The 22,409-nt window shown below is 42.5% G+C and carries 16 protein-coding genes; 9 read left to right on the forward strand and 7 right to left on the reverse strand.

The annotated features are described in order from the left end of the window. Window positions 1–5: 5 nt before the first annotated feature. The gene (locus tag CQ839_RS09190; protein WP_103667982.1) at window positions 6–2,669 is read right to left on the reverse strand and encodes a tetratricopeptide repeat protein; all 2,664 of its coding nucleotides are present in this window, start codon (window positions 2,667–2,669) and stop codon (window positions 6–8) included. Between the two features lie 313 nt (window positions 2,670–2,982). Here CQ839_RS09190 and CQ839_RS09195 point away from each other — a divergent pair, with 313 nt between their 5' ends. Further along, window positions 2,983–5,040, forward strand: coding sequence for an NACHT domain-containing NTPase (locus CQ839_RS09195; protein ID WP_103667983.1), 2,058 nt, complete (start codon window positions 2,983–2,985; stop codon window positions 5,038–5,040). Window positions 5,041–5,162: 122 nt separating this feature from the next. On the opposite strand, the gene CQ839_RS09200 is transcribed toward CQ839_RS09195, so the two are convergent. The 4 genes from CQ839_RS09200 to CQ839_RS09215 all read right to left on the reverse strand — a co-directional run bounded on the left by CQ839_RS09200 (window position 5,163) and on the right by CQ839_RS09215 (window position 8,070). Beyond that, on the reverse strand, window positions 5,163–5,723 hold the full coding sequence (locus CQ839_RS09200) for a Uma2 family endonuclease (RefSeq protein ID WP_103667984.1): 561 nt from the start codon (window positions 5,721–5,723) through the stop codon (window positions 5,163–5,165). 20 nt (window positions 5,724–5,743) lie between these two features. After that, on the reverse strand, window positions 5,744–6,631 hold the full coding sequence (locus tag CQ839_RS09205; RefSeq protein ID WP_103667985.1) for an Rpn family recombination-promoting nuclease/putative transposase: 888 nt from the start codon (window positions 6,629–6,631) through the stop codon (window positions 5,744–5,746). A 132-nt stretch (window positions 6,632–6,763) separates the two neighbouring features. Next, window positions 6,764–7,474 (reverse strand): Uma2 family endonuclease, encoded by a 711-nt coding sequence (locus tag CQ839_RS09210; RefSeq protein WP_103667986.1) that lies wholly within the window; start codon window positions 7,472–7,474, stop codon window positions 6,764–6,766. Between the two features lie 50 nt (window positions 7,475–7,524). After that, the gene (locus tag CQ839_RS09215; RefSeq protein ID WP_103667987.1) at window positions 7,525–8,070 is read right to left on the reverse strand and encodes an NYN domain-containing protein; all 546 of its coding nucleotides are present in this window, start codon (window positions 8,068–8,070) and stop codon (window positions 7,525–7,527) included. A 567-nt stretch (window positions 8,071–8,637) separates the two neighbouring features. On the opposite strand from CQ839_RS09215, the gene CQ839_RS09220 reads away from it, so the two are divergent. Both CQ839_RS09220 and recA read left to right on the forward strand, forming a co-directional pair. Further along, window positions 8,638–9,135, forward strand: a complete 498-nt coding sequence (locus CQ839_RS09220) for a hypothetical protein (RefSeq protein ID WP_103667988.1) — start codon at window positions 8,638–8,640, stop codon at window positions 9,133–9,135. A 375-nt stretch (window positions 9,136–9,510) separates the two neighbouring features. Then, window positions 9,511–10,650, forward strand: a complete 1,140-nt coding sequence (gene recA, locus CQ839_RS09225; protein ID WP_103667989.1) for a recombinase RecA — start codon at window positions 9,511–9,513, stop codon at window positions 10,648–10,650. Between the two features lie 82 nt (window positions 10,651–10,732). Here recA and CQ839_RS09230 read toward each other — a convergent pair whose 3' ends face one another. Both CQ839_RS09230 and CQ839_RS09235 read right to left on the reverse strand, forming a co-directional pair. Then, window positions 10,733–12,904 carry an IMS domain-containing protein gene (locus CQ839_RS09230; protein ID WP_146048715.1) on the reverse strand — a complete coding sequence of 724 codons (2,172 nt, stop codon included), beginning with the start codon at window positions 12,902–12,904 and terminating at the stop codon, window positions 10,733–10,735. Between the two features lie 375 nt (window positions 12,905–13,279). Continuing rightward, window positions 13,280–14,518: a TetR family transcriptional regulator gene (locus tag CQ839_RS09235; RefSeq protein WP_258040675.1), complete on the reverse strand. Its 1,239-nt coding sequence runs from the start codon at window positions 14,516–14,518 to the stop codon at window positions 13,280–13,282. A gap of 123 nt (window positions 14,519–14,641) precedes the next feature. Here CQ839_RS09235 and CQ839_RS09240 point away from each other — a divergent pair, with 123 nt between their 5' ends. The 6 genes from CQ839_RS09240 to cphA all read left to right on the forward strand — a co-directional run bounded on the left by CQ839_RS09240 (window position 14,642) and on the right by cphA (window position 22,402). Further along, the gene (locus tag CQ839_RS09240) at window positions 14,642–15,508 is read left to right on the forward strand and encodes a fatty acid desaturase (RefSeq protein ID WP_103667992.1); all 867 of its coding nucleotides are present in this window, start codon (window positions 14,642–14,644) and stop codon (window positions 15,506–15,508) included. A gap of 153 nt (window positions 15,509–15,661) precedes the next feature. Next, on the forward strand, window positions 15,662–16,135 hold the full coding sequence (locus CQ839_RS09245; protein ID WP_103668109.1) for a GNAT family N-acetyltransferase: 474 nt from the start codon (window positions 15,662–15,664) through the stop codon (window positions 16,133–16,135). A gap of 301 nt (window positions 16,136–16,436) precedes the next feature. Next, entirely contained in the window at window positions 16,437–17,111 is a 675-nt protein-coding gene (phoU, locus tag CQ839_RS09250) for a phosphate signaling complex protein PhoU (protein WP_103667993.1), read from the forward strand. 137 nt (window positions 17,112–17,248) lie between these two features. Continuing rightward, window positions 17,249–18,085, forward strand: coding sequence for a carbon-nitrogen hydrolase family protein (locus CQ839_RS09255; RefSeq protein WP_103667994.1), 837 nt, complete (start codon window positions 17,249–17,251; stop codon window positions 18,083–18,085). Window positions 18,086–18,315: 230 nt separating this feature from the next. Continuing rightward, complete coding sequence (locus tag CQ839_RS09260) at window positions 18,316–19,491, forward strand: GNAT family N-acetyltransferase (RefSeq protein WP_103667995.1); 1,176 nt, start codon at window positions 18,316–18,318, stop codon at window positions 19,489–19,491. Window positions 19,492–19,810: 319 nt separating this feature from the next. Further along, window positions 19,811–22,402 carry a cyanophycin synthetase gene (gene cphA, locus CQ839_RS09265; RefSeq protein WP_103667996.1) on the forward strand — a complete coding sequence of 864 codons (2,592 nt, stop codon included), beginning with the start codon at window positions 19,811–19,813 and terminating at the stop codon, window positions 22,400–22,402. Window positions 22,403–22,409 lie beyond the last annotated feature (7 nt).

A 22,409-nucleotide genomic window follows, 5' to 3' on the forward strand; every position in this document is an offset into this window, starting at 1 on the left:
TTCAGTTACAAACCATTACCGATCGCAAAAAATGCTGCCCAATAATTTGGATGGTTGTATTTTGGAGATTTGATTAGCGAAACTTGCGCTCTGCGTAATGCTTCTGCCGCCGTAATATCGCCTTTTTGGAGTTCGCTATAAAATGCAGTCATGAGTGAACTTGTCCCCACATCATCAACTTTCCAGAGCGAGGCGATCGCATTTTTTGCACCAGCTTTTTGGACTTGATAGCCAAATCCCAAAATCTCTACCCCATCACCAAGCGTGCCTGTTCCCGTCTGACAAGCGCTGAGGATGATTAGCTCGACATTTGGCATGTCCCAATCGCTAATCTCATTTAAACTAATTTTGTCACCATTACCAAAAATAATAAACGAGGTGTTAGGTGCGCCAACATTAAACTCAGCATGGGTTGCTAAATGGAGAATATTATGTTTTTTGAATTGAGATTCAAAGGCTTGACGACTAAATTTTTCTTCTTGGAGAGTAGTTGAGTTTTGAAAAGAATTTGCGATCACTTGCACTTCCTTAATTGTGGCAGGCAATCCTATCTGCCCAAATTTCCTCTCAGTTGTTTTGCCCCCAAAGGCTCCAGCAAGTATCCTCGGCTGAGATTTCGATTTAGGAGAAAAATTACTGAGGCTATAGGCGATCAGATTACTAATCCGATATTTCTCAATTAACCAATGTTTGCCATCTTCTGGATTTTCATCATACAAAGCTCCAAGAGGAACATAGCGCAATAGCCCATCGGGAGCATAGAGAATCGTCTCAGCTTTTGCTTGCTTAAGATCCGCTTCAATGGGTTTAATCAAGACATTATAGAGCTTTGTCGCCGCCTCCCTAAAATCCTCAGAATCACGATCCAGCAATTCCGATTTGAAGTCTTGAATTAAAATTTTGAGATCATCCTGTTTAATATTTACTGTACGGCTAATCAGTGGACTATTCTGAGAAAAAAGCACCAATTCAAGCCGATCTTCAAGAATGAGCGGATAGAATAAGACCGTGCCTTGAGGGATTTTTTTGAGATAATCTGGAACTTGATTAAGCTCTGACTTGGGAATCTGTTGAATCTGATTTGCAAGTTGGCGATTTAGCTCAGGCATCCGCTCAAAATCAATCACTGCAACATCACGAATAAAAGCCTGCTCTGACTCTAACAACCTTATGCCTTGAGATGTGCGATCAGTTCCCTTAATGTTTTTGAGATACTCTTCAAGCTCTTGGACTTTGAGCAAATCTATAACTTGTAATGCTTCCATAACACGCCCTTGTTTTAGCAAAAGGTCGGCAAGACGACGATAAGATTTCTCGATAGTTGATAGATATGATTTCTGATATTCTTTGCCCAGTCCCCTGATATTTTTGCGAATCGACTCTCGAACATTGATCGATCGCTTATAAAAAAGAATTGCCAGATCAGGCTGACCTTGTTGCAAGAATATATAGCCAAGATTGTTAAATGATCGTCCTTGACCAGCGAGGTTACCGATTTGGGTGGAAATGGCTAAGGCTTGCTGATAATAATCAAGCGTTTTTTGAACTTGACCAAGTGAATTGTAGGCAATTCCGAGACTGTTGAGAGAGAGGCTTTCACCATCGCGATCGCCTATTTGTTTGGTGATTTCTAGAGCTTTTTGATAGTTCTCGATCGCTCCTTGAATATCTCCTAGTAACCGATAAGAACCACCGAGGTTGTTAAGCGTCCGTCCTTCAGTATTACGGTTACCAATTTCACGAGAAATTACTAAGGCTTGCTGAAAATAGCCGATCGCCTTGGGATATTGTTTGAGGCTATTGTGCACAATCCCAAGATTATTCAGTGCATCAGCTTCACCACTACGAGCGCCAACTTGCTTTTTCAGGGATAATGATTGCTGGTAATGATCGATCGCCTTTTGGTATTGCCCAAGCGAATCGTATGCACCGCCAAGGGTATTCAAGGCATCGGCTTCGCCATTGAGATCGCCAATTTCTTTTTTGATGGCTAGAGCTTGCTGATATTGCTCAATTGCAGTTTGATACTTCCCAATTCCATCGTAGGCAATACCGCTAGCAATATACAAATCTGATTCCCCATCGCGATCATTGATTTGCTTCAAGATGGGCAAACACTTCTGATAGTATTCAATGGCTTTGGCGTACTGTCCGAGCAGATTATAGGCGTTGCCGAGATTGCCTAAAGAACGACCTTCCCCATAGAGATCGCCAATTTGCTGTTTGATTTCTAAAGCTTGTGTATGATATTCGATCGCCTTGGTGTACTGTCCCATTGCATAGTAGACATTACCCAGATTCCCTAGTGAATTTCCTTGATTATTGCGATCGCCAATTTTTTGAGCGATCGCTAGGGATTGCTGGTGATATTCAATCGCTTCTGGATATTTCCCCAGTGAACTATATGCATTTCCAATATTGTTTAACGCATTTCCTTCCCCCTTAAGATTTTTAATTTCGCGATAGATTTGTCGCGACTTCTCAAATACTTGTAATGCTTCGCGAAATTGACTGACTTTATTTAACTGATTTCCTCTCTCTAAAAGCCGATCTGCTTCTGCTTTGCGTGCTTGTGTTGTTTGCGCTTGGATACTTTCACTTGTCACTATTTGCACTTGCACACAAGCTAAAAAAGTCAACATTGCGATGCCAATAGCCCTATTCTTCATAGCTGAAATCCTCACACTTTACCTGCTATCTAAGATAAGTTTAAGCAGTACAAAGATAAAGCCAGTTACAAAATTGGTAACGGTCACACTAATTTTCGATCAAGAGAATTCATGCATTTTTTAAAAGTTTTGCAATCTCATCAGTATATATAAATCTACTTTCATCTTCTGCGCGATCGCAACCTCGATTTCAGTTACAAACCATTACCGATTCGCAAAGAAAGCCGACCAGTATTTGGGCAGACAGCAAATTTTAATTTACAAGATACTTTAAATCCTCTAGGATCTGGCTACTGCAATTACTCTAAATCTTATGACTGGCTTTGAACCACTTATTACACCTCTAGTTGCGATCGCGCTCGAAGTACTGAAAGACAGTGGTAAGAAGGAAGGCGAAAATATTTTTGCAAGCTGGATGAAGCGAGATGTTGGTAAGGATTTACAGGATGTCGTATTTAAAGCGATGGGTAAATATATCGAGAGTTACACTAAACGACATGGCAAACTCAAAGTATTGGGAATGAAAGATCCTGTTGAGTTAGATGAGATATTTACAACAGTTCAGTTATTGGGAGAGGATGAGATTCAGCAGTTTGCGACTATTGATGATTTGGAAAAGCTTTACCGTGAAGCTGGTCAGAGATTACTGCGATATCGCTCTAAAGAAAGGCAAGATGGGATTACTGTTGCCAGTAAAAAGCAATTTCTAATGGTGTTGGGCGCGCCAGGGGCAGGTAAATCTACTTTTCTTCGCAAAATTGGTTTGGAATCTTTTAAAGGAAAAAAGGGCAACTTTAAGCATCAAGCCATTCCAGTTTTACTAGAACTTAAGAAATTCACTGAGAGCAAAATCGATCTCAAGGCGTTGATTGAGGCGGAGTTTACTACCTGTGGATTTCCTAAGCCCAAAGAATTTACAGAAAGTGCTTTAGATAAGGGAAAATTGCTAGTTTTGCTAGATGGTCTGGATGAAGTACCTTCAGCGAATGTCAACTCTGTCATTGATGCAATTCAAGATTTTGTAGATCGCTACGACAAAAATCGCTACATTGCCTCTTGTCGTACTGCCGCCTATCGCTATAATTTCAAGCGTTTTAGTGATGTGATTTTGTCGGAGTTTGATGATGGACAGATTCAGCAGTTTATCAATAATTGGTTTCGCTCCGAAGAAGACAAACAGGCGGGAACGGCGGCGCTTTGTTGGGAATTGCTAGAACGTGATGAAAATAAAGCGGCAAAGGAACTTGCCCATAGTCCGATTTTGCTAACTTTTCTCTGCCTGACCTATGACAAGTCACAAACCTTTGCTAATAATCGCAGTGGTCTATACAAGAAGGCTTTGCGGATTCTCTTGGAGGAATGGGCTGCTGAGAAGCGAATTATGCGACAGGCGATCTATGAGGGTTTGAGCGTAGAGCTAGAGGAAGTGTTACTTTCAGAAATTGCCTGTGAGGGTTTTGCGGCAGATCGCTTATTTATTCCTCAGTCTCAATTGGTTGAGCGAATTAAGGAGTTTCTATCAAGTAATCTAAATGCGCCTAAACAACTTAGTGGCGAACAAGTTTTAGATGCGATCGCTATTCAACAAGGTATCTTGGTGGAAAGAGTTGAGGATGTGTATTCTTTTTCGCACCTGACTTTGCAGGAATATCTAACGGCAAGATATATCCACACTCATGGTCAAATTTCGCAGATGGTGGAGAAATATCTGACTGATAAACGATGGAGAGAAGTATTTCTATTGACTTCAGGATTGATGGTGGATAGAGGTTCTGATGAACTGCTTCTAGAGATGCACAAAGCCGCAAAACAGTATGCACGTCATCCCAAGGTGAAAGCATTACTGCAATGGGCAGATCAAGTTATAGCAAGTTCATCAGGTATTCTTAAACCTGCGGCTAAACGAGCAGCAGCCATAGTATTTATTAATAGTAGAGATAGTTCTTCCGAGCTTTTGCACCAAACTATGTGCATTTATAGAGGCATAGACAGAGGTGAAGCTAGAGAAAATGCGAGAGCAATTACGAGTGTAATTGCTAGTGGTGTTAGCGCCATTATCAGCCCAGTTATTATCGCCGCTAGCAATAGAGCTAGAGACGAGTTAGAGCAATTAGGCATTGTTACAACAAGATTAGGATTCTCCCAATTTTTAATTGACTTAGAATCTGTCAGATATTATCTAAACAGTACAGATATCACCCGAATTGAAACTCAAAAATTTATTGTCAACGATACAGAAGAATTACAAGCTCTAAACAAATATCTCTATAGCATCGATCTACTCCTCAAATGCAAGCAAGAAGCAGCTAGGCTCTCCCATACAACGTGGTATGAGATTGAAGTAGAACTTTTGCTACCACCAGATGATTAAGAAAAACATCAATTACACAAACCCATAAATTCTATCCGTAGGGCGCAGCATTACCGCCACCATTTATGCATATCAACGCGATCGCAAAATGGTAATGCGATCGCCAAAACGAGCAAATGTAGCTACTCAAAACTTAGCCAATCAAAAATCTGGGAAACCGTTAAACTTAAATCAATTCCACTGAGGACAGGTACAGTTTGAGAACCTTCCAAAATTTGAATACGATGCTCAGGTAACACTACCAAAATATTTTCATCTTCAGGATCGAGCAACCAACCTAACTCCGTGCCATGGTCTACACAATGCAACAAATTAGCTATCACTTTATTTTGTCTCTGATCGGGAGAAAGTATCTCGATCGCCCAATCAGGATATATTTCAAAACGGTTAGCCACTCGTCCTGATGATTTGCGAGGAATTCTCTCCCAACGAAATACGGAAACATCAGGAACGATTGAGGCTCCTCCAAAAGTACAGCGTAATTCCGAAAAAGCATAGGCAATCTTTGGAGTTTCAACAACTTGGTTAATGTTTGTACATAACTTAACTTGTAACCGACTGTGTTCTCCTTGCGGCATAAATTTTTGAGTAACTTGTCCGTTAATAAATTCTGAGGCGGGTTTAGTCTCAGGTATTTCTAGAAATGTTTCTAAGCTATAGGGTTTTGCTGCTGTGATGACCATATATTTTTCCCTTCGCCTTTTTACTTTCTACTTTTTAACCATGCATCCAAATCCGCCACCTTCTCAAAATCCAACACCGCCTCCACTAACTCTTCCAAATGCTCCGCCGATAGCTTATCCAACCGCTTCAAAGTTTTCAGAGCCACCTTACCCAACTTCCGCGTCAACAGCCGCACCACAACCTGTCTCATCCCCAAAACCTGACCGCGCTGCGTCCCAATTTTTTCACCCTCAAGCTTGCCTTCAAGCTTACCCTCAAGCTTGCCTTCAAGCTTGCCTTCAAGCTTTGCCTCCCGATAAACCCTTGTTTTCTTGAGATCACCTAATGTAAACATCGCTTCAACCTCCTCTCGACTCATTTGGGGAAACTTGTACAGCAAAACTGTCTCAATAAATTCTATCATCCTTTCTCTATCCGCCTGCCCCACTCGATCGGCTAACCTTTGCGCTAAAGCTATGGTTTCCCTCTTTGGCGCAACGATTAGCCTCACAAGTCCCAAATTCAGTGACTCATTCTCTGGCAATTCATCCAGATAGATCCGAACAATATGCCCACTCGCAAATAGCACCCTAAATTGCTTTGGTATTTCAGGTTCAATACTACGTTTCGCAAAAATTGCGACCGCTTGCCAATCATGCTCTGGCTTGTACTGGCTCAAATATAGAAATATCTCACCGATAAATTCCCAATAAAATTCGGCACGTTTTTGAAACTGTACTTCCACAAACCAAATATTTTTATCCAACGATTCTGGAATAAAAATGCCATCAAAGCGAAAGGCTTTTTCCTTGATTTCCACAGAAGTAAAGCGATATCCTGCTGCTGTTTCGGGCGGCAATCCTACCAATTCAAACAACAAGCTATCAAAAGTCTGAAATAGCTGAAAGAAGATCGTATCAGTACGCATCAGCCTATATTAGCGAATTTTATACGTAGGATGACTGCCATCATTTACACAAATCCCCCCAATCATCAAATGGTAATGCTTCGCCCAAACCTCACAACGCAGAGACAATTTATCTATGGGAGCGAAAAGGGTTTAGCATTTATCCTCACTGTCAGGATCGATACCCAAGGCTCGTAACCTCTCCGCAAGACGATTAGCTCGTCGCTCAGCCAAATTAGCTCGTTGCTCAGCCAAATTAGCTCGTTGCTCTAGCTCTAATGAACTCAAAAAACGCTGACCATTAGGACGATATAACACCAATTCTTGTCCATCCCGCCACTCAAAACGCACCTGAAGCAAAGGACTCACCCATTCAGACTTTATTTCAATAGGAACAAATCTATCCCTAATCCTTTGCCATCCCGACAACACTAGATCATCAGGATCGTAAACGTAATATTCCTCAATCCCATAGGCTTCATAGAAATTAAACTTGTCTTCTAAAGACTCTAATCCACGCCGATCTTTGTTGCTTGGCGACAAAATCTCAAAGGCAACCTGTGGCGCAATATTCTCTTCTTCCCATTGCTTATATGACCCTCTTCTTCCCTTCGGTCTTCCAAATACGACCATCACATCAGGAGCCATGCGCTTTAGAATATAGCGCACAGGATACCAGAGCAAATCTCCTGCAATAAATACATTCGGATCATTAGCAAAGATAATCTCTAGATTTTCCTTAATCATCACAATCCAGCGATACTGCTCAGTATTGTCTGACATGGGATTACCGTCACTATCGGGATAGTCAATTTCAGGAATTTCTGGCGCGATCGCTTCAGGAGTTAAAGATTGCGGAGTCATAAATTTGCCCTCACAGAAACCAGAGCGTGATTGGTTTATCTTAGCGAAACTTAATTCAAACTATTCCGCCACTTAGCTAACTGAGCCTTGGTCTGACTATCAATGCGATTTCCCAATAGATTATTAGTATTCGCTTTTTGATTCTTTTGGCGACTTTGAACCGATCGCATCGTAGCTTCCACTTCCTGTTCTAGCGCTGGTGCTGATAGCCACTCCGCCCCAAACCCAACTGCGGTTAACTGCTGAGCGCGATCGGAAGTCACCACAATAATTCTTTTTAAATGCCGTAGCGGATCGCGGCGGTACTTGCCACATTGACGCTCGATGTAAGTATCCGCAGTTTCGTTGTGATCGGTGAAATATAGTTTCAAGTTTTTGGTAATCTTTTCAGATTTTGCGGGGGTTGCTTGTACATAAGCATCAAATACTAATGTGGTCTTATAGCCGTGATAAGCACTAAAGTTCACCATCGTCTCGGTTAAATGCGATCGCGCAATGTCAAACCCTTGCAGATCTCGAATCTCCTGCAAGTGCTTCCAAAACCCAATTACGTTATAGCCGTCCACCAACATAACTGGTGGATGTTCCGAAGACATAGTATTAGACCGCTAGTTAGAATTACTTATTTCAATTCTGACATTAGACTTTACAAATGTTGCATTTGTCACCGATCAAATATCACATGGTTTTAATCTCTCTAACTTTAACGTCAGTTCGACGAAAGCGAAAAATGGGAAGAACCGCTAAGCGGTTCTTCCCATTTTTCGCCATTTGTGTCGTACGAAGCACGACGCAAATGGCGATATCGAACTCACATTAACTTTAGGGGTATAGCAATGCAAGAACCCAAAAGATGAATGGCGGCGCGAAGCGCCGCATCACTAATTCTTGGTTGGGAATATCCTCAATCATTTATGAGATTAAATAGTTTGAGAGAGTGCAACTCTTTGAGTCGCAATCTCTCAAACTATTTAGGATTGCTATATCACTATCAAATTTGATATTCTTTTAAACTATGAGGTGATTTTAAAGTTAATCTCGTAGCTATTAGCCTAATAGATCCATAATTATGCTGATCTTGCCGGACTAGGTAGTATTAAAGTTTTTTTTGCTGAGATTGATCAATAAGAAGTTAGAGGAATTTTTAAATCAGGGAGCATTTTATGACCATAGAAAGCCTTCTAACACTCTATAAAATACCTATTCTTTTATTAGTATTTTTATCTCCTTGGCTAGCTTACTACATTTGCATATTTGTTCCTGGGACTAAAGAGGAACCCTATGTATTAAGTGTAAATTTGAGCATATCTGCATTTGTAGCTATTGTGTTTGCTGGTTACATAGCCTATGCCAGCAATACTGGAGGCTGGGGAAAATTAGGCAAGGAAGCGGATATTTTGTTACTCTTATCCGCCCCTTATCACGTAATCTGCTCGATTATTCTTGCGAAAAAGCGGATGCCACTTAGTCGGATTCCAGCCTTTAAATTTATCCAAGGCTTGATGTTAATGTCAATGGTATTCATATTTTTATCATGGATTTCTAACAGGATTCATTTATATTTCTTCTCATACTTGCCTTTCAACTCATTTTTAATAATTTTGGCAATAGTTCTCCTAATAGGTTATGTAGGCTATACCAAAGTCTTTGGAGAAGATTAGTATAAATAAGCTATAGAGTGGACTTCTAGTGTTTAGAATTTGGAGAAGACAGAATTGATATTTAAAAGATATTTAAATTTCATTCTGAATAACCTTAAAAAATAGCTTTTCAAGTTATAGAAAATTCACCGAGCTCATATTCATGTCAGGGCAAATATCTGGGTTCAAGATCGGGATTGGAACTAAACTTAATTTGATGAACAAGAGATCATACAAATGTTACGTCTTTTTATTGAAGATTTTTAGTACAAATATCTAAATGCTAGCAAAATCAAGGTAGTCACTTAAATTTCAGCACAAATTTAACACCTCAAATGCAGAAGCTTAGTGTCATAATGAGGCAGACTTATTAGACGAACTAAACCTCAAACGGTAATGGCGAAAAATTCCTCTGCGACGGCAAATAGCCAAGTTGATAAGACTGCTCCGAGTGCTCAAGCTGCAAAGACAAGCATCAGCCCTGAGAAAAAGAAAGCGCTCGATGCAATCATGCAAAAAATCGAGAAGGATCATGGGAAAGGCGCAATCATGCGTCTTGGCGATGCTACCAATATGCGTGTTGAGACCATCCCTAGCGGCGCATTACCTCTCGACCTTGCTCTAGGTGGTGGACTCCCCAAAGGTCGAGTCATCGAAGTGTACGGGCCAGAAAGCTCAGGTAAAACCACTCTAGTACTTCATGCGATCGCCGAAGTCCAGAAACGTGGTGGCATTGCCGCTTTCGTTGATGCCGAACATGCCCTCGACCCAACTTATGCAGCGGCTGTGGGTGTTGATATTAATAACCTACTGATTTCCCAGCCTGACTCAGGCGAAATGGCACTGGAAATTGTCGATAACCTCGTGCGATCGATGGCAGTAGATATCATTGCGATCGACTCCGTAGCAGCCCTCGTGCCCCGCGCTGAAATCGAAGGTGAAATGGGCGCATCCCACGTTGGGTTACAAGCAAGACTAATGAGTCAAGCCCTCCGTAAAATCACCGCCAATGTCGGCAGATCTAACTGCATCGTCATTTTCTTAAACCAATTGCGTCAAAAAATCGGCGTATCCTATGGCAGCCCTGAGGTAACCACAGGCGGAACTGCCCTGAAATTCTATGCTTCAGTACGTCTAGATATTCGCCGCATCCAAACCCTCAAAAAGGGCACTGAAGAATATGGCATCCGCGCCAAGGTCAAAGTTGCCAAAAATAAAGTTGCTCCACCTTTTCGGATCGCCGAGTTTGACATTATTTTTGGGAAAGGGATCTCTACAGTTGGTTGCCTAGTCGATCTAGCCGAAGAAATGAGTATCATTGTCCGCAAGGGTGCTTGGTATAGCTACCAAGGTGACAACATCGGACAGGGTAGAGATAACACGATCAAATACATGGAAGACAAGCCAGAATTTGCTCAAGATGTCGAACGCCAAGTACGCGAAAAATTATCCGCAGGTGTTGAGGTTTCAGCGACAAAGGTAGTCCCCGAAGAAATTGAGCCTGAAGATGATGAAGTACCAGTAGAAGATTTCTAACTTCAAAAAGACGAGTGGCGGTGCTTCGCACCGCCACTCGTCTTTTTGAAACTAAAAGTAAAGCTTTGCGTCACTTTTCAATTTAGAAAACCAACATTTCCCTAATTAGCCATCGATTATCTTTTTTTACCAAATCATACTCAACTGTATAGCTGGCATCATCTTTTGATGCTCCACGATCAAGTTCGCCATTATTAAAGTAATTGCGCGACTCGGAAATCTTAGCAACTACTTTAGCCTTACTATCGCCATCAGGCGTAACACTATCAACTGCGCTTGATTTTGTTTGGTACTGCAAATAGGAGTTACTCGCTTTGAGTTCTTTAGCTCGTCCTTTCCAATCACTCAGAGCAGGGTCAATCAAAATTTCTTCTAAAAGATTATCTTCATATCCCTTGCCAAGAGCTTTTGCTTTAGTTGCTTGCCATGACTCGATAACTTTGGTAGCAGTTTCTTTATCTAAAGGCCCTGGTTGCGCAACTGGGACGGCATTATTTTCCTTAAGTGCTTGGACTAGATTTGTGATTGGTTTCTCTAAAGTTATAGGCTGCGGCTGTGGAGAGCCAGTTAAGGCACGAACAGCCCAAACAACTAACCAAATAGATCCAACGAGCACCGCGATCGCTAAAACGATTACCGTTACTAACCGACCAACATTAAATTTACGTTTTGGTGAAGATGTAGGAACTGATGTGTGACCTTGAGATGGGCGCTTGATCTCCCTGACAGATTCATTAGCGGCTCTTGTCGAATTTCTGACAGGCGGCACATTGCTGGTACGACGGGAGCTAGGCAGATCTCTTGTTACATTGCCAGTCCCATTGGCATTGACATAGGCAGCAGGCCTATCAATTACAGGGATCGTGGAGCGTTGAAAACGATTAGGCGTTTCAGGAGCGTAAGTAGATAGTTTTGGTTCAGCAACGGCGCTCTTGGCAGGATTAAGATCAAAATCTCGATTAGCAGATGGCGACTCATCGAGGGAAGACATTGCCGAAAAGCGATCGCCTCCCACAGGTGAAGTCCATTCCGATGACATTGCACCAGTATTAGGTAATTCCTCTAGGTATGCTTGCACCTGCTCATCAGCAAAATAATCCTTAAGCGATACGATTTGACTCATCAGATCGCGGAAATGAGGATAGACCTCTTCTTGCATCCAGCGTTCGCTGTACAGGCATAGTCCTGGCAAAAGATCGGGTGCACCTTCAGAATTTTGGCGGATGTATGCGATTTGATCATCTTCGCCACTCTGATCGATCGCGGAACTCGCTTCCTCTGTTTGCCCTAGTAAAAGAGCACATACAGCTTTTTCTAAATAAATATCTTGCTTGGCACTTAGTTTAACTAGTAGCCCTTTTGCCCGACGGATCAATGCGGGCTGACGTTGTGAAAATCCACGCGCAATCAACGCATATACTGCGAGATAGGTTGCCACGGACGACGGACGACGGGCTTCTTCTTCAAACAAGGTTTGCTGCTCGATCGCAGTCATGTAGCTACGTAATTGCTGAATAAATCGCAAAAAGTCGTCAATGCCGAGACTAGAATAATCATTGCCAGAGCCATCAATGCCGCGCCGCGCTTCTAGCATCTCTTGCAAAAGTGACATGCCTTTGCGATGCGCTTCTGTATGATTGTCAGGAGATGCCAACAATTCGAGAATTCGATAGGGGCGGAGGCGAAATAGATCGGCTTGAATTTCACTACGAATACTGAGAAATAATCCTTCTCGCAATAAAATTTCTTGAGCCGATTCTAGGGATGAAGCCGCAGATTCATATTGTCCTTGTTTCCAATATTCGCGACCAAGATCTAGATAGGAAAGCGATACAGAGAGAAGTAAATCAGGATCATGAGGCGAAATTCTTGCTGACTGATATTCGGCTTCTTCAGGATCATAATAAGGTTTAGCAAGGGATAAAACTTTCTCGGATTCGCCGAGTTCATACAAAATCAGTAATAGCCCCGCAAAGTCTTTTTCGTCAGCTTCGATTTGAGGTGGCAATGTCAAAACTTGGCGATCGCTATCTGCCTCCAATGCATCACTTTCACTTGAAGCGCTAAGGCGATCGCGGTCGGTTAGAGTTTCATAAGCTTTATCAATGATGCGCTTACGAGAAGCGATTGCCGCATCAGAATATTCTCGCCTTGGCATAGAGAGCAGGCGATCGCGATGGGCTTGATGAACTTTGTCTAGCCCTGACAGGTGTGTTAAACCTAGAATACGGTAACAGTCTAGAGGAACTCTCACTTTGCTTCTCTACCCAAAACTTCAATTGGAAATGCCGATCTGAACTCCGATAATGCCAATCTGTTAGCCTCTCAACTCAAAGATGCTCCGTAATCTAATGCACCAAGAACAGATGTAATGTACTCAATCTTTTAAGTACATTAAACGCCCGAATTATACACCAAGTTAATCAACTTGGTGGAAATAGCAAAAAAAGTCACCAAAACCAATTTTGTGGTTTGCAGCGCCTGCGGGGCTGCAAACCACAAAATTGGTTTCATCAAAAGCGGCACTTTAGCTGCACTTTTAAGTCGATGGGCATAATTAATTTCAAACCGAAACCCTTAAGGTTGCGCCCCACAGGGGCGCGACCTTAAGGGTTTCGGTAATTTATTTTTAAGTGTCAAGCGCGATCGCTTTATCAATCGCTAACTTTTGATTAAGACGGGTTTGATAAGCTTGCAATTCCTTCGGCTTGATGCCGCTAATGATGCAAAAACTATCAACATCAATGCCACGAGATAACATTTCTATACACCAAGTATGCCGAGCCTGATCAATTGTTAAAGGTGAGCCATTCAAATTTCGATATGGCTGTGTCCAACGCTCCCAAAGTTGTTCGATCTCTTCTAAGGATAGTGGTTTACCGTCGCTACTAAGAAGCAAAGATGCAACATCCTCAATATTTTTCAGATCTTTTAAATCCTTTAACTCATTCTTGCGAGTCTTGAGGTAAGCACTAAGGGGATTATTAGTTGCCGAGCCATAGCGATGACCAAGAATTTTTTGATTAAGTGGTACGGATCTCTCATTACCCGTAGCATCCCTAGTTATTAAAATTCCGTGGTTAGCTTGGTGTTGATAGTCTTTTAAGCGCAATCTCGTAATATCGAGTGCCGTCAGTCCTGCCCCAAATAGCAAATAGGCGATCGCATAGTCCTTTACCCCACATTTTTTGGCTTGCAATAGGATTTCGCGTACAGTCTCCGCAGAGATATCGTTAATTGGTTGCGCTTGGGCGAGCGGGTTAACTTCTTGAATAAACATATCGACAAGCGTACTGACAAACTCGTCGCGATCGCGCCAAATTGCCTGCACATCGCTGGTTAAAGTGATCACTGCGTAGCCCAAAATACAAGTATTTAATAAGTTAGCAAGCTTGATCGGGGGTAAAGAATATTGCAAGCGCGAATTGACCAATACATCATTGATGGCAGTTGCGATCGTTTGATTAACTTGATTAATTCCTTGCGCCAAGGCTTGTCGGCTTTCAAGGGGATATTGTCCCGCCTCGCCAACTAGCGATCGCACCAACTCAGGCACACTTTCGAGTGCCCGCAATGAGCTTTGAATGTAATATTTGAGAAATCTCCGCAAATCACTCTGACTAGAGATATCAGACACCATGAGCGACTCTCCCACTTGCGCCAACACCAAATATTTTTGCAGACATTCTTGCAATACGGCTAGCAATAATCCATGTTTATTTCCAAAATGACGAAATAAAGTTACTTCGTTGACCTGAGCAAAGTCAGCGATTTGGCGAGTAGTTGTCTCGGTGATTCCTTTACTAGCAAACAATTCTAGTGCTGTGTTCACTATGCGTTGACGAGTAGGAATTCGAGATACAGACATGAGAGCATGTACCATTGAGATGATTTGCAAGTGATACTTGCATTATTACTTAAAAAGCAGTTAAACTTAATATAACTGTAAGTGATACTTGCATTTCCTCACCACCCACAAAGTTGTTATTTCATGACCGCTACTACTGAAGCCATCTCAACTGAACAAAAACTGAACTGGACAAATGTCGCCTTCTTCAGTGCTTTTCATATTGCTGCCCTAGCTGCTCCTTTTTACTTCTCTTGGCAAGCTGTAATTCTTACAGTTTTCTTACATTGGTTATTTGGCAGCATCGGTATTACTTTAGGATATCATCGCTTACTTAGCCATCGGAGCTTTCAAGTGCCTCAGTGGTTGGAATACATCATCGCTACTATCGGCGCATTAGCACTGCAAGGTGGGCCAGTATTTTGGGTGGGCGGACATCGTCAACATCACGGTTTTACAGAAGATAATCAAAAAGATCCCTACTCGGCAAACAAAGGTTTTTGGTGGAGCCACATGATGTGGATCATGTACTCCAAGCCTGAGCATTTTCAGCGTTCCAACTACAGTAAATTTGCGCCCGATCTTGCCAACGATCCTTACTACAAGTTTTTAGATGTTTATTTCCTATTGTTGCAAGTGCCCCTTGCCGCATTGCTATATGTAATTGGCGAAAAGGTTTTCTCTGGACTAGGTGCATCATTCTTGGTTTACGGTGTGGCGGTACGCTCAGTATTTCTCTGGCATAGCACTTGGTTGATTAACTCTGCCTGTCACAAATGGGGTTATAAAAACTTTGCGGAAACCCCTGACCATTCCACAAACCTTTGGTGGGCAGCAATTTTGACCTACGGCGAAGGCTGGCACAACAATCATCACGCTTTTCCTAAGTCGGCACGTTCTGGTTTGAAATGGTGGGAAATTGATCCAACTTGGGGCGTAATCAATCTGCTAAAAGCAGTTGGCTTGGCAAAAAAAGTTTATTTGCCTGAGCCTTGGCAACCTAGCAAATAAGGAATGATTGCTTTTACTAAAAAGAGGGGGCGTTGCGCCCCCTCTTTTTAGTAAAAGTGCAAAATATGTTCTAGCAAAAATAGATACATTGACGGGATCAGTAGTGTGTAAACCTAGTACAAAATGGGTTAATCAATGCGGGAAAACAAGCAGATGGATCATCGCCACATTCGCTTTAGCGATCGCCATGAAGAAGTCGATTTAGAACAGTTACAAGGATTATTTCGACTAGGGGCATTTTGGGCAAAGGAACGTACCTTGGCGGGGATGGCGATCGCGATCGCTAACTCCAATCCAGTTGTAACAGTGTGGGATGGCGATCGCCTAATCGGACATGCTCGCGCTACTAGTGATGGCATTTATCGGGCGACAATTTGGGACGTGGTGATCGATCCCGACTATCGGGGTGCTGGCTTAGGTCGGAAGTTAGTCCAAACAGTGTTAGCGCATCCCAATGTTTGCAATGTTGAGCGTGTTTATTTGATGACCACTCATCAGCAAAAATTTTACGAGCAGATTGGCTTTGAGCAAAATTCTTCAACCACGTTGGTTTTATTTAACGGGGATGGCGATCGCGATCGGCATCTTACAACTTCAGAATTAGTTCCAACGAATGTTTTTAAATAAAAGCATTAAGAGTTAGCACTTCATACTAAGTACTTGTACAAAATAAATTACCCAAACCCTTAAAGCTTTTACCCTGCGGGAGAAACTTTGTGGGTTTTGGTTTGTAATTAGTTATGTATATCTATAATTATCTCTTATTTTTTTTATAGTATTTACAAACACTGTCGATCTCTACAAGTTATGTAAAGATATCTAAAGATAAAGACCTCAAATGGTTTATGGGAGTGTAACCAAAAGGTGTCCACTCTCATAAACCATTTTTAGGATAGTTTTTCATCCCATTTAAATTTGGTGGGAGCCAATGAACGAGACCTCATATCTAAGTCAAAAACGAACAAGGAGCGAATTTGAACGCCAACTGCATCGCCTAGAACAAGATTCTTTACGAATGGGAGCACTTGTCGAAAATTCATTCCTCTTAGCTCATGCAGCTTTATTTGAGCGCGATCTTGAAGCTGCAACTCGTATTGATCCTCAAGACAAACAAATTGATCAAATCTATCGCCAAATTGAAATCGATTGCATTGAATTGATCACCTTACAGTCGCCAGTTGCTCGCGATATTAGATTACTAAGTGCCTTGATGCAGCTGATCCGCGACATTGAACGGATCGGAGACTACGCTGAAAACCTTGGTGATATTGCCATTAAACTTTTTACTTATCCTCCATCTCCCTATCTCAGCGAATTGCAGGTAATGTCCAATCGCTGTCGAGCCATGCTTGCCATGAGTTTAGAAGCCCTAGCTAACCTTGATGAAAATATTGGTTTGCAAATTAAGACAAAGGATGATGCTGTTGACGACGACTACAAGCAAATCTATAACTTATTAGCGGCTCAAAAGCTATTTGGTGGAGAGCCAATGGAACCTATAATGCTGATGGTATTAGCAATTCACCATTTAGAGCGCATGGCAGATCATGCCGCTAATGTGGGGCAGCGAGTTGCTTATATTGTCACTGGCAAGCTTGGCTAAAGGGAAAGAGAGTCGGGGCAAAGCACCGACTCTCTTTATAAAATAAAAAATAGGAGCACAAGCGCTATAGCGCGGTAATCTAAGTTAAGTGCTTTACAGCACATCTGAATTTATGTGGGAAAGTTTTAAGGATTGAAATGAAGTCATATTTGGCGGCTGCCGTACAAATGACCAGTGTCTCTGATGTAGATAAAAATCTTGCTCAAGCAGAAGATTTGATCCAACTGGCAGTGAATCGAGGTGCAGAATTAGTTTGTCTACCTGAAAACTTTTCGTTTTTAGGAGATGAGAACGAAAAGACAAGACTTTCTACAGAAATTGCAGAAAAGAGCGAAAAGTTTTTAATTACGATCGCACAACGCTATCAAATCTTGTTACTTGGTGGTGGTTTTCCTGTGCCTGTTGCTGAAAGCAATAATGGTAATCGTGGCAAAATGTACAACACCGCCTTGCTGATTGGGCGTGAAGGTGAAGAACTAGCGCGTTATCGAAAGATGCATCTATTTGATGTGAATCTGCCTGATGGCAATACTTATCAGGAGTCGGCTACGGTGCTAGCAGGCACTGAGTCTCCACCTGTATATATGTCCGAGAAATATGGCAACTTAGGGCTATCAGTTTGCTATGACGTAAGATTTCCAGAGCTTTATCGCCATTTATCTCAGAACGGTGCAAATGTATTGTTTGTTCCTGCTGCTTTTACGGCTTTTACTGGCAAAGATCATTGGCAAGTTTTATTGCAAGCTAGAGCAATTGAGAATACTAGCTATGTGATCGCACCTGCTCAAGTGGGAATGCATACGCCTCGCCGCCAGTCCCATGGTCATGCGATGATTGTCGATCCTTGGGGCATTGTCCTCGCTGATGCAGGCGATCGCATTGGTGTTGCGATCGCCGAAATTCAACCTTCGCGCATTGACCAAATCCGTCGCCAGATGCCATCTTTGCAACATCGCACTTTTTCCTGTTCTTAAGAAAAGGGAGCACTTCGGGACGGCATTCCAAGAATATGTATTAAAATTATAGGCAAAGGGTTTTTCTTAGTTCTTACAGCCATTTTTCATCAAGTGAACCAATAAATTTTAAAAAAATTTATTGGTTCTAGTTAGAGCACAAAGCTTTGTAATTAAGACACCCCAAGCCAAATTTTAATATTTCAGGTCAATCTCCTAGGCTTTATCAACTCCCTTTCTGGCGTGAGCATATGCAACCTTTTCCAGTGCTTGGTAACACAATCCGCCCACTACAGCACCGCGACATAGAGATCATTCAGAGATTCGCATCTCCCAATGATCTCGAACAAATTGCAGTTAGCGATCTCAGTGGTTGTCGCAGCCGCCAAAAAACCAGCTTGCACCAGCTTGCTAGTTGGTTGCCTGCGCCTGTGCAAACCCTACTCAAGCCCTATTTACGTGCCTATGTCTCTGAATGTAATGGTGTCATCCAAGGGTTTATTCGCGTTTCCCCCTTTAATAACAACAGTAGTACTTGGCAGATTGATCGCGTCGTGGTTTTGCCAGAAGCTCAGAATGGTCAACACAACGTTGGCACACAACTAATTCGCTATTGCCTAGAATCTTGTCTAGAAGCGCGGACATGGGTATTACAAGTTGACATTAATCAAAAAGATACGATCGCGCTCTATCGGCAAAATGGATTTCAGCCATTAGCTCAGTTCACCGATTGGGAAATTGATGCCGCAAGTCTGCACGAACTGGCGCAGCATTCTCCCGATCTACCAAATTTGATGCCCGTTAGTAATGCTGATGCTAGCTTGCTTTATCAACTGGACACAGCTGCGATGCCCCCACATATTCGCCAAGTTTACGATCTCAACATCGATGATTTTAGGGCAAAGACTATCGACAAGCTGGTTAATCACAGTTCATTGTTAATCAATCACTTACAAGATGTATCGGGCTATGTCTATGAGCCACAACGAAAAGCTGCGATCGGCTACTTTTATCTGCTATTGCAGCGCCCGACCGTCAACCAGCCTGAAGAAAAATTGGTTCACCATTGCCAACTTACAGTTCATCCTGCCTATACATGGCTTTATCCTGAACTCACTTCGCAAATCGCCCAAATTGTCACCAAGCAATCTCCTGAGAAATTATCCGACAATGTAAGCTTGCAACTATCATCAGCAGATTATCAGCCTGAACGGGAAGATTATTTAGAAGGGATTCGTGCCGAACGGCAAGGGCATTCCTTGTTGATGGCGCGATCGGTTTGGCACAAAATTCGTGAGACTAAGACAGTCCTTGATGGCTTGCAACTTTCGCGCATGTTGTCGGGGTTACAACCTAATCAAAAGCCAATTCCTGGCAGAATTGAGACTTTACCTCAACAACATCAACATACCGATGAATCTCTGTAGAAATCTGGTATCTTATGGCAGTCAGACAATTGATAGGGGAAAAGCTGAAATTGGTTTAACAATGACTTTCATAATGACAATATCTGAATCACAACAGTTAGTTTAACTAGGTTTTTATTGTTGAAGGTATTTCTAAGTCATTGGTTAACCCAAAATTTGGATTCACCCGAGCGCAAAGCTCTGAGAGAAACAGAATTACTGAAGTTATTGTTAACTAATCTAATTTTGGTTCAATTTATACAAAATGAAGATCCACAAGATCGCTAGGATTAGACACTGGACATTTAGGCATTGGATGCACCTTTAAAAACGCTTGACTATGAAAATTCTCAAAATCCAGACATTACGTGGTCCAAACTATTGGAGTATCCAAAGACATCAGCTTGTAGTTGTGCGATTAGATTTAGAGGATTTTCAAGTACAACGGACTAGCTTTTATCAAAATTTATGTAAAGTTTTGCCAAGTCTAGCGGGGAAAGACATTGCACAGCGTCCAGATATTAGTGACTCTGATTTCTTAGCAGAAATTGTCAAAGATATTGCGATCGCTCTTCAAGGCTATGTTGGCATGAAGGTTGACTTCGGGGCAATCAGACCCACTGTTGAGAATAACGTTTATCAAGTCGTATTTGAGTATCAAACCGAAGGTGCAGGCCGCTATGCAGCGCGTGCAGCAGTAAGAATCTGTACTAGTATTCTGGAAACAGGAACCTATGCAACTACTGAGTTGCAAGAGGATCTCAAGGATTTAAGAGATATTCGCCTTGATGGACAATTAGGACCAAGTACCGAGTCGATTGTTGCCGAAGCTAAAGCCCAAAATATTCCTTGGTTAGAACTGGGCAGCCGCGCCATGATTCAGCTTGGATATGGGGTTCATCAGAGTCGGATTCAGGCAACTTTGTCAAACAAAACGGGGATCTTAGCTGTTGAGTTAGCCTGTGACAAGGAAGGGACAAAGAGTATTTTGCGGGCTTCAGGTGTGCCAGTGCCGAGGGGAACAACGATCCGATCGCCCAAATATCTAGAAGATGCGATCGCGGAAGTCGGCGGATTTCCAATTGTAATCAAGCCCTTAAATGGCAATCATGGTCGTGGGATCACCATTGATATACGTAGTATCAAAGAGTCGATAGATGCCTTTGACATGGCGCAAGAAGTATCCGAAGAAGTAATTATCGAAAGATTTCATACTGGAAGGGATCATCGTATATTGGTGATCAATGGCAAATTTGTGGCAGTTGCTGAGCGCGTTCCTGCCAATGTCACAGGTGATGGGGTGTCATCAATTTCCCAACTAATTGAAATTACTAACCAAGATCCGCGTCGTGGCGATGGTCATGACAATGTATTGACTCGTATCGAGATTGATCGCACGAGTATGGATATCCTTGCGAGACAGGGCTTTACATTGGAATCTGTACCGCCAAATGGTCAAGTTTGCTATCTCAAGGCAACTGCAAATTTAAGTACTGGTGGCGTATCAGTTGATCGCACAGACGAGATTCACCCCGAAAATATCTGGCTGGCAGAGCGCGTGGCAAGAATTATCGGTCTGGATATTGCAGGCATCGATATGGTCACTGAAGATATCTCTTTGCCTGTACGCCAAACTGATGGTGCGATCGTGGAAGTCAATGCAGCTCCCGGATTCAGAATGCATACTGCTCCCAGCATTGGCACACCCCGCAATGTAGCAGCGCCAGTCATCAATATGCTATTCCCCCCTGGAGCGCCTACAAGAATACCAATCGTGGCGATCACAGGGACAAATGGTAAAACTACTACTACACGCCTAATTGCTCATATCTTCAAGCAAACTGGCAAACGAGTTGGTTACACCACTACCGATGGGATTTACATTGGCGAATGTTTAGTTGAAAAGGGCGATACAACTGGCCCCTACAGTGCTCAAGTAATCCTGCGTGATCCTACGGTTGAAGTTGCAGTCCTCGAAACAGCTAGAGGCGGTCTTTTGCGATCGGGATTAGGATTTGATGGCAGCGATGTGGGAGTGGTGATGAATGTAGCCGCCGATCACCTTGGCATTGGCGACATTGACACAATTGAAGACTTGGCAAGGCTTAAGAGTGTAGTTGTCAAAACAACATTGCCGAGTGGCTATGCTGTCCTGAATGCTGATGATCCATTGGTTGTTGCGATGGCTAAAGATGTGGATGCAAAGATTGCTTACTTCAGCATGGATCCTGATAGTCTTTTAATCAAATCTCATATCGAGCAAGGTGGACTTGCCGCAGTATATGAAGAAGGATATCTAACAATCTTAAAAGGGGATTGGAAACTACGAATTGAAGAAGCTGTCAACGTACCTTTGACCCTTGGTGGTCGTGCTGCCTTCAATATTCAAAATTCTCTGGCAGCAAGTTTAGCCGCCTTCTGTCAAGATGTACAGATTGAAGAGATTCGTCAAGGGCTTTCCACATTTGTGGCTTCGAGTGAGCAAACCCCTGGACGGATGAATTTATTTGATTTGGGTAAATATCATGCCTTGGTCGATTATGCTCACAATCCTGCGGGATTTAAAGCGATCGCTGACTTTATCCAGAAATGGAATGGTGAAGCGATTGGGGTGATCGGTGCACCTGGAGATCGACGCGATGAAGACATTATCGAATTAGGGCAACTTGCGGCGAATATGTTTGGGCAAATCTTTATTAAAGAAGATAAAGATCTGCGAGGTCGTGCCCCTCGCGTCGTTGCGGATTTATTGCGTCAGGGAGTTCAAGAGATTAATCCTAATATTCCCTGTATTACAATTCTTGACGAAGCGGAAGCCATCACAGCTGCCTTGGATAGCGCCCCTCAAAGTAGTTTAGTTGTGGTATTCCCCGATAAAGTGGATTCAGCTATTGCTATTATTGAATCGCGAAAGTCCAAAATGTCGTCGTAAAGTCCGC

This window comes from Pseudanabaena sp. BC1403, from assembly GCF_002914585.1.
In the GTDB taxonomy this organism is placed as follows: Bacteria; Cyanobacteriota; Cyanobacteriia; order Pseudanabaenales; family Pseudanabaenaceae; genus Pseudanabaena.

What these genes read in the sequence shown, in the direction of transcription:
- CQ839_RS09190 (WP_103667982.1), bottom strand. Translation starts at nt 2,669, where the DNA reads ATGAAGAATAGGGCTATTGGCATCGCAATGTTGACTTTTTTAGCTTGT.
- CQ839_RS09195 (WP_103667983.1), top strand. Translation starts at nt 2,983, where the DNA reads ATGACTGGCTTTGAACCACTTATTACACCTCTAGTTGCGATCGCGCTC.
- CQ839_RS09200 (WP_103667984.1), bottom strand. Translation starts at nt 5,723, where the DNA reads ATGGTCATCACAGCAGCAAAACCCTATAGCTTAGAAACATTTCTAGAA.
- CQ839_RS09205 (WP_103667985.1), bottom strand. Translation starts at nt 6,631, where the DNA reads ATGCGTACTGATACGATCTTCTTTCAGCTATTTCAGACTTTTGATAGC.
- CQ839_RS09210 (WP_103667986.1), bottom strand. Translation starts at nt 7,474, where the DNA reads ATGACTCCGCAATCTTTAACTCCTGAAGCGATCGCGCCAGAAATTCCT.
- CQ839_RS09215 (WP_103667987.1), bottom strand. Translation starts at nt 8,070, where the DNA reads ATGTCTTCGGAACATCCACCAGTTATGTTGGTGGACGGCTATAACGTA.
- CQ839_RS09220 (WP_103667988.1), top strand. Translation starts at nt 8,638, where the DNA reads ATGACCATAGAAAGCCTTCTAACACTCTATAAAATACCTATTCTTTTA.
- recA (WP_103667989.1), top strand. Translation starts at nt 9,511, where the DNA reads ATGGCGAAAAATTCCTCTGCGACGGCAAATAGCCAAGTTGATAAGACT.
- CQ839_RS09235 (WP_258040675.1), bottom strand. Translation starts at nt 14,518, where the DNA reads ATGTCTGTATCTCGAATTCCTACTCGTCAACGCATAGTGAACACAGCA.
- CQ839_RS09240 (WP_103667992.1), top strand. Translation starts at nt 14,642, where the DNA reads ATGACCGCTACTACTGAAGCCATCTCAACTGAACAAAAACTGAACTGG.
- CQ839_RS09245 (WP_103668109.1), top strand. Translation starts at nt 15,662, where the DNA reads ATGGATCATCGCCACATTCGCTTTAGCGATCGCCATGAAGAAGTCGAT.
- phoU (WP_103667993.1), top strand. Translation starts at nt 16,437, where the DNA reads ATGAACGAGACCTCATATCTAAGTCAAAAACGAACAAGGAGCGAATTT.
- CQ839_RS09255 (WP_103667994.1), top strand. Translation starts at nt 17,249, where the DNA reads ATGAAGTCATATTTGGCGGCTGCCGTACAAATGACCAGTGTCTCTGAT.
- CQ839_RS09260 (WP_103667995.1), top strand. Translation starts at nt 18,316, where the DNA reads ATGCAACCTTTTCCAGTGCTTGGTAACACAATCCGCCCACTACAGCAC.
- cphA (WP_103667996.1), top strand. Translation starts at nt 19,811, where the DNA reads ATGAAAATTCTCAAAATCCAGACATTACGTGGTCCAAACTATTGGAGT.